The sequence below is a fragment of the Allocoleopsis sp. genome (assembly GCF_036703385.1).
Classification (GTDB): domain Bacteria; phylum Cyanobacteriota; class Cyanobacteriia; order Cyanobacteriales; family Coleofasciculaceae; genus Allocoleopsis.
The window spans coordinates 1-12037 of the sequence record NZ_DATNPA010000342.1 but is presented as its reverse complement, the minus strand read 5'-3'; the positions used below and the strand labels follow the sequence as shown (position 1 = coordinate 12037).

Here is a 12037-nt window from a genome sequence, read left to right as displayed (position 1 = left end):
CCTGCCAAAGGGAGAGGGGAAGGTTTACTCTTGCACCAATTTCCCCTTCTCAATGAACAACAAGACGATAAACGAAGCCACTAAACGAACTTGATATGACAATTAATACCCCTCGGATCATCTTAGTAACAGGGCCAGCACGATCTGGTAAAAGTGAGTGGGCAGAAACCTTAGCCATGCAGATGAACCAACCGGTGATTTATGTGGCAACTGCGATCGCTAACCCCGATGATGTAGAATGGCTTACTCGGATTGAAAAGCATCGGCAGCGACGCCCAGTGGAGTGGACAACACGCTTGGTGCCCGTGGAGATGGCGGCAACGATACGAAACTATGCGGATAGCAGTTGCTGTCTTTTGGTCGATTCTCTAGGAACTTGGGTCGCCAATTTGTTAGAACAGAATGAGGCTGATTGGGAAAAAACGTTACAAGATTTATTGAACAGTCTGGTACAAACAGCAGGTTGTGTAATTTTTGTGGCAGAGGAGACGGGTTGGGGGGTTGTGCCCGCTTATCCGATTGGCAGATTATTTCGCGATCGCCTCGGAGAATTAGTCCGTAAGATAGGTATCATTGCTAACATCGTATACTTAGTGACCGGGGGACATGTTCTCAATCTCAGTGCTCTGGGATCACCCCTCCAAAAGTAGATTCAAAACTAAATTCGGTCGTTACCATGAAAGTATCAGAACAAACTAGGGATTGGAGAAAGTTCTCAACATCCAAAATTCCTCACGGAGCGTACAATACCATTCATGGCATCTGAACAACAAGTAAAACGTTATCTAGCCTATTGGTTTCAGCTAGGCAAAAAAGTTTTGATTCACAATGGTGACTCAGCTGTGCTACCGCAATCAGTCATTGCAGGCGATCGTTACAGCGAGGAATTTGAGAAAATTTGGCAATTGATTCTCTCTCCAGAGAGCGGTGATTGTTACCTAGAAGCAACCAACGAAAGGATTGCTGAGCTATTAACGCCAAAGTGGCTGATAGAACCTTGTGTTCGTTGTGATATGCCCGTACCTATGATTAATATTGGGCTACCACCAGAACTTTGTCCCTGCAACGATCTACCCACCTGGCCGAATACAGAAATACCAGCACCGCGAGAGCCGATCAGTAATCAGACGCAGTTGCGAGAGATTCGCGATCGCTTAAACCAAGCTAAGGGGAAGGGAAAAGCACAGGAAGACTTATCCGCTAGTCGAGATACAGAGTTACCAATACCGCACAATACTATCAATAGTCACGGTCGTCTCAATGAGATTTGGCTTCGCTTAAATGAAGCCAAAAAAATTTAACCATGCTGAAAAATGAAAAATTTTTCCTTTACAGTCCATCCTTCATTCTCCCTTTTATAGATGTTTTCAGTGGTAGGTACTACAAAGTAGAGACACGATATATCGTGCCGCTATAAAAGACCTGTATTCTACTCAATAGAAAACCGCTATTAGGATTGGCTGTACTAAGAGCTTGTCTAAAAATAACACCACACTTTTGCCTGGAAAAGCACGGTAAAAACGGCGGACTTGTATTTGGATGCTCTCTAAGCGTTTGTATTAACTATTTCTTTCGGTAGCCGCCGAGGAACATCGTAGGTTAAAAAATCATAGGCTAAGGTTGTATTTGGGAAAATGGCTTGTGCTTCCTCAAGTAAGTCATCCAGCATGATCGCATTCCCCGGAGCATAGCGAGGGCTGAAATGAGTCATAATTAGCTGCTTAACCCCAGCACCCAAAGCCACTTGCGCTGCCATCGTTGAGGTAGAATGCAAGCGATCAAATGCCAACTGAGCGTCTTTGTGGGCAAAGGTCGCTTCGTGAATTAGAACATCTGCATTCCGTGCCAGTTCTACGGCATTGTCACAGTAGACCGTATCGGTGCAATAAACAACTTTACGACCCACTTCGGGCTCCCCGCAAAGCTCGGAACCCTTAATCCGGCGGCCGTCTGGCAGCGTGACGGTTTCTCCCCGCTTGAGTTGACCATAGATCGGGCCTGAGGGAATGGAGAGTGCTGTGGCTTTTTCTACGTCAAATCGTCCTGGTCGGTCTTTTTCCTCTACCCGGTAGCCGAAAGCCGGAACCCGATGCTTGAGGCTGCGACAGCTAACGGTAAATTCTTCATCTTCAAAGATGATTCCCGGTTGTACGGCGTGAACCTGAACCGGGTAGGAAAAGTGCGTCTGAGAGTACCTTTTGCTAGCACGAAGGTAATCCTCTAAATCAGCAGGACCATAGATATCAATCCGATCCATGTTGCCAGCCAAACCACAGCTGGCTAAAAGTCCCATCAAGCCATAGATGTGATCCCCGTGCATGTGGGTAATGAAAATGCGCCTGAGCTGACTGCTTTTCAGGTCACTGCGTAGCAGCTGATGCTGAGTGCCTTCACCACAGTCAAACAACCAGACTTCTGCTCTTTGGGGTAGACGTAGCGCAACACTAGACACATTGCGCGATCGTGTTGGTACTCCAGAGCTTGTTCCAAAAAAAGTAATTTGCACAGGTTTAGCCTTTTACCTCACTCCTACATAGGGAATTACATCTCATCCCTATAGTACACAGATCCAGCACCGTACAATTTCGACTGTAACAGTCATAGGGAACGCTGATTCACCCTAGCTCATCCCAGGAAAAATCATCCTGGATAACTAGCCGATCGCAGGTCAACAATGTTAAATATAGGCGAGGAATTTGAACCACAGGAGTAGGACTCTGGAGAAGGAAATTGGTATTGGCAACTGAGCCAGAGACAAGCCAATCGGAGATTTTCGCTCAAGTGTTGGGAACCCTTCAATCTAGCTGATGTCTTGAGTGAGAGTGTTGTGAATCCTAAAAACGAAAACAGCCATCGCGTAAGGAAGTTTTAAAGATGCCCTTTAGACGTTTATCCCTCTCTCTTGTATCTGTTCTCAAGCCAATGATTTTGCCAGGTGGGCGTCATTGGTGGCTCTCTTTGTCATTCTGGATGGTCTTAGTGGCTCCAGTTCAAGCACTGGAACTACGAGTGGCAATTGAAGATGGGGTTAAGCAGGTGCAAGTAGGTAGTTCGACTAAAGCTTTAGTTCGGGATGCGGCAGGTCAGGAGGTCGGAGAACTAACGGCAATGAACGGCTACAGCGCCCAAGATGATGGGAAGAATGTTGCGCTGGCTCAGTGGCGATCGCAATTGCTCTGGATTGAGCCGACGGCTGATGGTTATGTCTGGATTGGCAAACGCTGGTATCGGGGACGCACTCAACTCGTTCCTACCAGCAAAGGGTTGACGGCTGTCAATTATGTTGACTTAGAACAATATCTCTACAGCGTTCTCGGTGCTGAAATGAGTGCGAATTGGCCTCTAGAAGCCTTAAAGGCGCAAGCCGTTGCGGCCCGTTCTTACGCGCTCTATAAGCGTTCCACGGCGGGGAATAGTGTCTACGATGTGGGTGACACGACGAGCTGGCAAGTTTATAAAGGTATGGAAAGCGAAGCTCCAAGCACCCAGCAAGCGGTTCAGGCTACAGCGGGTCAGGTGATGACCTACGACGGTCAAGTGATTCTCGCCGCCTTCCACGCCGCTTCTGGAGGACATACAGAAAATGTGGAAGATATATGGAAAAGCCCCTTCATTCCCTATCTGCGGGGTGTTGTTGATTATGACCAGGGGACACCCTCTTATGAATGGACAAAGAGCTTCTCCCGCCGCGAACTCAGCCGTAGAATTTCTGGGGTAGGAAATGTAAAATCGATGACTCCAGAGCGTACGACTCCCCAAGGACGCATTGTTACCATGCTTGTAGAAGGCGATCGCGGCACACGGCGTGTCAGCGGGACTGATTTACGCAGCGCCCTGGGCTTGAAAAGTACGCTTTTCGCCGTGCATCCAATGGGTGAGGCGTTTGAAATTAGTGGTCGCGGCTATGGTCACGGATTGGGTTTGAGTCAGTGGGGCGCACGTAATTTAGCCGCTCAGGGCGTCAAATATGAGCAGATTTTGAGTCATTATTACCCCAATGCTACTCTTTCTCGACTTCAGTAGAATAGTTACACTAGATAATGTCGTATTCTGATTGCCTAAAATCCAACTAGGGAACGAGAGGCTGTTACTATCCGCATTCCTGCCGACCTGCTTCAGCAAGCAAGGCAGGTGTGAGAGGCCAGAAAGTACTTTTAACAAGATGGTTGTCGAAACGATCACCTGCGAGGTGCAACGGCAGCGATCGCACGCACCCTATCATCGCATTGTGGCTCGTAGTGCTGAAGTAGAAGCCAAAACAGGTATTCAATCAAGCTCTGTGGACTTGATTCGTTAGCTTCGAGGTATGAAAACCTAAAAGCTGACCAATTTATAGCTATTCTTAAAGTTTTTCAGGATGGCTCAAAATCCAATCTGCATACATTTTTTTCATCTTATCTGCAACACGTTCAGACTCTAAAACAATATCTGCACCCCCATGATATGGGTGATAGATACAGTTTTTTTCTACACAAACCATCAATACATTAGCTATCACATCTTCCGCCACCATCCTCAGCAAATGAGCCAACAAGTGTTCTGTGCGAATCCTCTCATTGATGTATAGATGTGTATACCAATATAGGGCGATCGCAGAAATAGTATGACAACATAGATATTGGATTTCCTTGCGTCAACCCAACCTATGAGATTTGCAAGCTGCTTTGCTCTTCTCGCTTGCGCTATCGCACTGAATGCATGAAAGTCCAAACCCGATTTTAACCTTCAACTCTCTTGGGGTAACCTGATAAATATGACCCAGGAATAAGTCCTTTAGAAAAATACTGCTAAAAATGAAATTATTTCTTACCAATGAATAAAAGAGTATTTCAATAGCCGTCTGTATTCAGGCATAGCCAACTATGAGTATTGTACCTTGTAACAGATGGGGATGGACTAATTTTGTACTTAGTAACCCCTTTAATAATTGCCGTAACTGTCAAAATCTTTGGTGAATATATTTTTTACTAAATTGAAATTGAATAACTGAATGTTTACCCTTGTAAAACTTATGGGAGACGTTCCCTCTCATGACACCTATGGTAGCAGAATGAAACGATTGAGTTATTTTGGCTATGGACTGGTGAGTCTAACCTTAGCCAGCTTTCTGTCTGGCTGTCGAGCTTCTGTGCCCAAAGTGACAAGCCCATCTCCAAGTACAAACAGTACGTCTGAGCAGCCTTTACCGTCATCACCGACAAAATTACCTGCAACTCCTAGTCCAACATCCTCGGCTTCATCACCTGCAACCATTAGTGAAATTCAGTCCCAACCCGTTTGGTTGCGGAGGCTGAAGGCTACTCGTGAGATTCCAGCCGAGAAAGGAATGGGACTCCAAATCGGTGAAACAATTCGTACCGAAGGAAAGGCACTGGCGCAAATCAACCTGAAGAACGGACTGGCATTTCGGATTGGTGGTGATGCAGTCTTGACTTTACAGCCTGACAACCAGCTCAACCTCAGTGCCGGTGAGATGATTACGTGGGTAAATCCAGGGCAGCATGTGCCTGCAAAGGTAATTACACCCGGAGGAATTGCTGGAATTCGGGGTACCACTATCTATGTAAAAATTCCCCAAGCGCCAAACGAAGCTATTGAATTTTTTACTTGGGAAGGAACGATGTCAATACAGCTTCCCAATCAGCCAGAAGAGTTTCAGGTTAAGGGAGGAGAGATTGTTAAAATTAGACCCGGTGAAACGGACATTCGTAAAATTCGCGCCTCAGTTCGGCGACTCACCGATCAAGAGTGGTTGGCTCGTCGTCGCAATAGTTCCTTAATTAATAAGTTTGGCAAACCCCTACCAACTTTACAAAAAATTGACAAAATAGCCCCCCCAGCCGCAAAAACTCGTTCTCTAACTTCAAGATCAACTCTGAGCCCCACGAAGCTGTCCACCTCTCCACAGAAACAAAGCCGCAGCAGACCCACTTTTAGCCCGAACAAGCAGATTATCCCCAAGGTAGTAACCAATACCTTAACACCAACACCAAAGCCAAAATCAACACCCCAACAGCAGGTTCCCTCTAAGACTGAAGTCCGTGAGTCAAAGCCAAAATCAACACCTCAACAGCAGACTCCCTCTAAGATTGAAGTCCGTGAGTCAAAACCAAAATCAACACCCCAACAGCAGACTAGCCGTAAGACTAAAATCCGTGAGCCAAAGACAAAACTAAAGCCAGGGGCTACTCCCTCAAGAGGCTACTCCCGAACCCCCAAATCCTCACCAGAGGAAGAATTCACAAAATGACCAAAAGTTCAACCAAATGGGGTAACTGGCTGATTGGGTTGTGGGCGCTCTCAGGCGCGATAGCAACTGGATTTAACCTAGATTTAGCGCAACGACTAGAACACCAGTCTCTCTCTGGCTTTTTTAGTCTACGTGGTCAGGTGAAACCACCAGAAAATATAGTTATATTAGACATTGATGAATACTCCTTGAGTCAGGGTAAACTATACTTCCAATCCAACCCAAGGCTTTACAAAGACTTAGGATTAATTCAAAACTGGCCCTGGCAACGTACTGCTTACGCCAAGGCCATTGAAAACTTGATGGCGGCGGGTGCTAAATCCGTTTCAGTAGATGTCCTTTTAGATAGTCCGACGCGGTATGGAGTCGCCGATGATTTCTCGTTGCAGAAGGTGTTACAACGCTACCCCGATCGCGTTATTCTCGCAACTAGTTTTGCCTCTTCTAATCCAGCAAAAGTTGACGGAGTAACAGCCCCACAGTTATCTCAAGTTATTTACCCCAATCCAGTATTTCAAGCACCGCCCAACTCATGGGGTTTAATCAATTTCTTGCCTGATTCGGATGGTAAGATTTATCGGTTAGCCAACGACTTGAGTAGCCAAGTACTTCGACCTCTGGGACTCCCAACAATTCCCTCCTTTGCAGAGGCAACTTTACGGGCAGCTAAAGTATCATTTTCCCAAGTTCGGGGCAATTATATTTTTTTCTACGGTTCTCCCGGTACATTCAAACGGGTACCATTTTGGCATGTACTCCAGCCAAATAACTGGCGATTTCATATCAAAAATCAGACGTTCAAAGACAAGCTCGTACTGATTGGCGCAACGGCAGACTCGTTACAAGACTTCAAACCCACTCCGGTCTCAATCATGATGCCGGGAGTTGAACTTCATGCCAATGCGATCGCTACCCTGATGGAAGGAAAAGCGATCGCAGAAGGTTTACCGAATGCACCGCTACGAGGATTCGTGGTATTCCTGGGAATTGCAGGGACGGGGATATTCTTGGAGCGAGTCAGCAAAACTACTGTGGCACAATTTTTGGGTGCGATCGCTGTGGCGATTGCCTGGGGAATCACAAGCTATTTCAGCTTTACTTACGGGCGACTCATTTTACCAACAGCCATACCGATCATTGGGATTACCCTATGTGGTATATCTTCCCTCACAGCTAGGGCACTTAATGACCAACGCTCAAAACTTCAACTCCGACGGACACTGGAACGTTATGTAGCTTCCCCCATTGTTAATGAAATCCTAACCCAGCATTCAGATGATTTTCAGGCACTCTTGAAGGGACGCAAAATAAAAGCCGCGATTTTATTTGCCGATATTCGTAGCTTTACAACCCTCTCCCTCAAACTCGAACCCGAACAACTAGTTGAACAACTCAATACCTACCTTCAGGGAATGGTGGAGGCAATACTAGAAGCGGGAGGCACGTTGGATAAATTCATCGGCGATGCTGTGATGGCAGAATTTGGTTCTCCAATCTCTCAGGGTGAAAAGAATGATGCCATGAATGCGATTCGAGCTGCACTAGCCATGCGGCGATCGCTAGTTGAATTGCAACAACAATGGCATCGGCAAGGGCAAGAATTATTTTTTAATGGAATTGGCATCAACTTTGGAGAAGTGATTGCGGGTGATATTGGTTCCTATAAACGGCGAGAATATGCAGTAATTGGCGACACCGTGAATGTTGCCAGTCGAGTTGAGAGTATGACGGGGAAACTCGGTGTTGATATTCTGATTACTGAATCCCTTTACAGGCTGGTGCAAGATGAAGTTGAAGTTATTTATATGGGTGAACACCAGCTCAAAGGCCGTCAAGAAAATCGGGTAGCATTGTACAGTTTGATTGGATTAAAAGGAGAAGATAGAACTATTTACCAACAAATGAATCAAAGCCTTCGTCATTATTTAAGATTCGATAAATCTCCTAATTTTTGAATTATAAATAATTCTTAATCTAACGAACCTGAATCTAAACGTCGCTGCCATTCAGCATCAATTTTGTCTTTTCGTTCAAGCTCTTGATCGAGCAAATCTGTTTCGCTGGTATAGACTAAATCCTCGTTTTTGATAATATTTCGAGCGGCAAATTGTTGAGCATAAGCGAGTTTTTGCTGTAAAGTAGCGTCTGCCTGATTGAGTGCGATCGCTTGCTTCTGCCGTTTTTGATTTCGCGCTTCAACTTGGCTGTTTTTCCACTGAATCCAGAAATAACGAATCAGCGGAATGGCTAAAAAACAGATGCCGTACCCTAGTAAGAGCCAATAAATCGACTGAACAAAGGCAACCAATCCACCTATTTGTGCCGCAATCTGTCCCTCTCGCAACAGGGAACCCAGCATCAATGCACCGACAACATTAATCGCGCCTAACCCAATCGCTAGCATGTTTTGCCCACTCGTTGCCCGACTAAACCGCCAACGCCTCTCGTGAAGATAAGCTGGTACTGACTGTGGTTGCCACGATGAAGCAGTTGTCTGCAACTCTGGGAAGTGATAGACGATTTCCCCTGAAGGACTGACTTCAGGACGCCCATTGAAACGGCTCAGTACAGGCAGGATATAGTCTTCATATTCACGCTTGTACCCTTCCCCAATATCGTCGAGATAGGGCGCGATTTGTTCAGCAACAACAGCACCACCTGAGTTGCGAATAACGGTACCAATTTCTTGCCAGCGTCGCTCATCCAAGTCTGCATTCGGATTACCATCACCAAATAAAAAGGAGAAGATTGACTCCAGAAAGCTCATTTCCCTCTCTTGGGAGGAGCGAGAAGATTTCCGTCGTCGATCGGGCCGATCATAATAGTCGTAACCTGGGTCGAACAACCACCAAATATCCGACCAAAACCAGAAATGAGGAAAAAAGACTAGTCCACCGCCGCCATCAGAATGGCGGCTACCGCCTGAATTGTTATCGCTGTTGCTGGAATTGATGGCAATGAGAATAATCGCGATCGCCACAAAGATTAGAACGATAGAAAGTATCAGGATAATCCCAAAGGAAATCCGAATCAGGTAGAACAAGACTCGCCAAATCTTTTCCCACCATTCCTGCAACCGGAGGCGTAGGTACTTGTTGCGGAGAGTGCCACGAAAGTTTTTGGGAAACAGGTAGGCAATCTCGCCCGACTCGGCGACTTGCAAATGTCCACCCGCATCCGAGGCAAGAGCTAATAATCCTTGCTCTGCCAGATTGATATTTAATCCTACCTGAGCAGCAACGTCTCCAACCGTAACGCGGTAGCCCAGCTGCTCAACCGCCTTCATAATCTTTGGATCGGGAGCCATGTTCTTTTATGACGAATTGCCTACTGCCTCCAGTATAGATTTTCGCTAATAGAGCAAGGGTACAAGCGATCATGCCCACTTGATTCCAACTTGCCATCAAACGCACCAGATAGGCGAGACAAGAGAAATTAAGTAAGAGTAAAGTACTATAGCTGTCGCTATCAAGGTTAGGACGAATGTCACTGACTTAAGAACTTCACCTACTTTACCAACCAACCTTTGTGCAGGGGGTCTGGGGGAGGTACTCCGTCCCCCAGTGGGGGGTTTGGGGGGAAACCCCCCAATCTGGGTTTTTCTCAAAGAACGACTACTTTGTGCTTAAGTCAGTGACATTCCGCTTAGGACAGAGTTAACGGTTGAAACGACCACGTAGCAGTAATAAACCTTCTGCCTTCTGCCTTCTGCCCTCTGCCTTCTCCCTTCTTGCACTAGTAAGATTACCGTTGTCTGATTACGTTAAGGAACCCATGCACAACTGGAGATGTATCCTCCCGTCGCCAAACTACAGCTGTCTCCACTTTAGGCGTCGGCTCTTGCAGTGTTCTGTAGACGATACCTGTTCTCATCAGATTTTGTAGAGAAGCTGGAACTAGCGTTACACCTATCCCTGCGGAAATTAAGCTGATGATAGTCTGCATCTGGTTGGCCTCCTGAGCCACCTTTGGGCTGAAGTCAGCCTGCTGACAACAACTTACAATGCGATCATAAAGACCAGGGCCAAGATGACGTGGGAATAAAACAAAAGGCTCGTCAGCAAGGTCTTGTATTGATATTTGTAAGCGAGTGGCTAGAGGATGAGTCTCTGGTAAGGCAAGCAACAGAGATTCCTGTTGAATGCACTCAAGAACCAAGCCATCATCATCAATGGGTGGGTGGACAAAACCAACTGAGATTCGCTGTTCGTTGAGAGCCTGCACCTGTTTTTGTGTATTGAGTTCGTGCAGTACAATTTCCACTTGGGGGAAGCGCTCTCGGAAATTTCTCAACAACCAAGGCAAAACATGGTAAGTAGCGGAACTGACAAACCCCACGACTAATTGTCCCGTCTCACCGCGTGCAGCTCTTTGAGCAGCGCGGATGGCGTTTTCAATTTGAGCAAGAGCCAAGTAAGACTCCGCCAAAAATACCCGTCCTGCTTCTGTTAGCTGCACCTGCCGTTTAGTTTTTCGCTGAAAAAGTTCTACGCCCAATTCCTGTTCCAAGTGGCGGATTTGTTGGCTTAAGGGCGGCTGAGCAATGTGTAGCCGTTCAGCCGCACGACTGAAGTGCAGTTCCTCGGCAACAGCAATAAAGTACCGCAGGTGTCGAAGCTCCATATTTTTTATATATTCAATTTATATATTCAAAATATCAAATTGTTCTAAATATATATTGGACATGCATAAACGACCCTTCTTATGATGCTAGGTAAGCGATCGCAGTTCAACAATTAGCGATCGCAAAGTCATCAAAAATCAATGGGTCATTTTCCAAAAAAACAAACAGCAAGAGTAGAGTTGACTCTACCTACGAGACTTTCCAGGAAACAACAAAAGCGCAGTTCTTTGCACCCTATGCCACTCGACACGCGCTTACTTGCTGTTGCCTTAGCAGGGTTTTGCACCTTTCTCGATTTGTATGCAACTCAATCTCTACTCCCCTTCTTCCGACAGGTTTTTCATGCCTCAGAAATTGAAGTAAGTCTTACGGTGAGCGCAACAACGATAGCGGTCGCCCTAGTCGCTCCCCTTGTCGGATTATTGGCTGACCTGTGGGGTCGCAAGCGGATTATTGTGCCAGCCATCCTGGGACTTAGTGCACCCACACTCTTGGCAGCAACCTCATCAGGGCTGCACGAGTTAATCGGGTGGCGCTTCCTGCAAGGTCTATTTATGCCAGGAATTTTTGCAGTAACCATTGCCTACATCGCTGAAGAGTGGGCAGGAGCTGGAGTGGGGAGAGCAATGGCGGCGTATGTCACAGGTAACGTCATTGGTGGGTTTTCTGGACGCTTCATCGCTGGACTTGTGGCACAAAACCTAGGATGGCAATGGGCTTTTATTGTCCTAGGTTGCTTGAACTTGGTAGGCGGGGCTGCAACTTGGGTCTGGTTGCCACGAGCACGACGCTTCATTCCCTCAAAGAGCTTCTTGAGTTCGCTGCTGACTATGGGCACCCATTTGAAGAATCCGCGTCTGCTTGCTGCTTATGCTGTCGGGTTCAACATTCTCTTCTCGCTGGTTGGTACGTTTACCTACATTACCTTTTACTTGGCGGCACCACCGTTTCACTTGGGTGCTGTAGCACTAGGCTCAATCTTTTTCGTCTACTTACTCGGTGTTATCGTAACCCCAGCGGCGGGAAAGTGGATTGACCGTGTTGGTTACCGCATGGCACTTGTGGCGGCAATTACGACAGCCTGCTTGGGAGTCTTGCTCACCCTATCATCCACGCTATCGGTAGTAATTTTAGGACTCGCCATCTGCTCTTCAGGTGTCTTT

The 12037-nt window shown here is 46.6% G+C and carries 11 protein-coding genes; 7 read left to right on the top strand and 4 right to left on the bottom strand.

Annotation, left to right across the window (positions count from 1 at the left end; translation table 11 throughout):
- The first annotated feature begins 95 nt into the window (after positions 1-95).
- Both cobU and V6C93_RS17015 read left to right on the top strand, forming a co-directional pair.
- Entirely contained in the window at positions 96-650 is a 555-nt protein-coding gene (gene cobU, locus V6C93_RS17020) for a bifunctional adenosylcobinamide kinase/adenosylcobinamide-phosphate guanylyltransferase (RefSeq protein ID WP_333477861.1), read from the top strand.
- A gap of 105 nt (positions 651-755) precedes the next feature.
- A complete protein-coding gene (locus V6C93_RS17015) occupies positions 756-1301 on the top strand; it encodes a hypothetical protein (protein ID WP_333477860.1) in 546 nt (181 codons plus the stop codon).
- Between the two features lie 245 nt (positions 1302-1546).
- Here the strand turns inward: V6C93_RS17015 and V6C93_RS17010 are convergent, their stop codons facing one another.
- Positions 1547-2506: a ribonuclease Z gene (locus V6C93_RS17010; RefSeq protein WP_333477859.1), complete on the bottom strand. Its 960-nt coding sequence runs from the start codon at positions 2504-2506 to the stop codon at positions 1547-1549.
- 368 nt (positions 2507-2874) lie between these two features.
- Between V6C93_RS17010 and V6C93_RS17005 the strand changes: the two genes are divergently transcribed.
- Positions 2875-4023 (top strand): SpoIID/LytB domain-containing protein, encoded by a 1149-nt coding sequence (locus V6C93_RS17005; protein WP_333477858.1) that lies wholly within the window; start codon positions 2875-2877, stop codon positions 4021-4023.
- 139 nt (positions 4024-4162) lie between these two features.
- Positions 4163-4297 (top strand): hypothetical protein, encoded by a 135-nt coding sequence (locus V6C93_RS17000; protein ID WP_333477857.1) that lies wholly within the window; start codon positions 4163-4165, stop codon positions 4295-4297.
- Positions 4298-4342: 45 nt separating this feature from the next.
- Here the strand turns inward: V6C93_RS17000 and V6C93_RS16995 are convergent, their stop codons facing one another.
- Positions 4343-4591, bottom strand: coding sequence for a DUF3885 domain-containing protein (locus V6C93_RS16995; RefSeq protein WP_422653197.1), 249 nt, complete (start codon positions 4589-4591; stop codon positions 4343-4345).
- A 420-nt stretch (positions 4592-5011) separates the two neighbouring features.
- Here V6C93_RS16995 and V6C93_RS16990 point away from each other — a divergent pair, with 420 nt between their 5' ends.
- Together V6C93_RS16990 and V6C93_RS16985 are read left to right on the top strand one after the other, a co-directional pair.
- A complete protein-coding gene (locus V6C93_RS16990; protein ID WP_333477855.1) occupies positions 5012-6250 on the top strand; it encodes a FecR family protein in 1239 nt (412 codons plus the stop codon).
- Positions 6247-8205 carry an adenylate/guanylate cyclase domain-containing protein gene (locus V6C93_RS16985; RefSeq protein ID WP_333477854.1) on the top strand — a complete coding sequence of 653 codons (1959 nt, stop codon included), beginning with the start codon at positions 6247-6249 and terminating at the stop codon, positions 8203-8205. Before V6C93_RS16990 ends, V6C93_RS16985 begins: the two co-directional genes overlap by 4 nt.
- Before the next feature lie 14 nt (positions 8206-8219).
- Here V6C93_RS16985 and V6C93_RS16980 read toward each other — a convergent pair whose 3' ends face one another.
- Both V6C93_RS16980 and V6C93_RS16975 read right to left on the bottom strand, forming a co-directional pair.
- The gene (locus V6C93_RS16980) at positions 8220-9557 is read right to left on the bottom strand and encodes a hypothetical protein (protein WP_333477853.1); all 1338 of its coding nucleotides are present in this window, start codon (positions 9555-9557) and stop codon (positions 8220-8222) included.
- 437 nt (positions 9558-9994) lie between these two features.
- On the bottom strand, positions 9995-10873 hold the full coding sequence (locus V6C93_RS16975; protein ID WP_333477852.1) for a LysR family transcriptional regulator: 879 nt from the start codon (positions 10871-10873) through the stop codon (positions 9995-9997).
- A gap of 237 nt (positions 10874-11110) precedes the next feature.
- Between V6C93_RS16975 and V6C93_RS16970 the strand changes: the two genes are divergently transcribed.
- On the top strand, positions 11111-12037 hold a 927-nt coding region (locus tag V6C93_RS16970; RefSeq protein WP_333477851.1), incomplete at its 3' end, for an MFS transporter.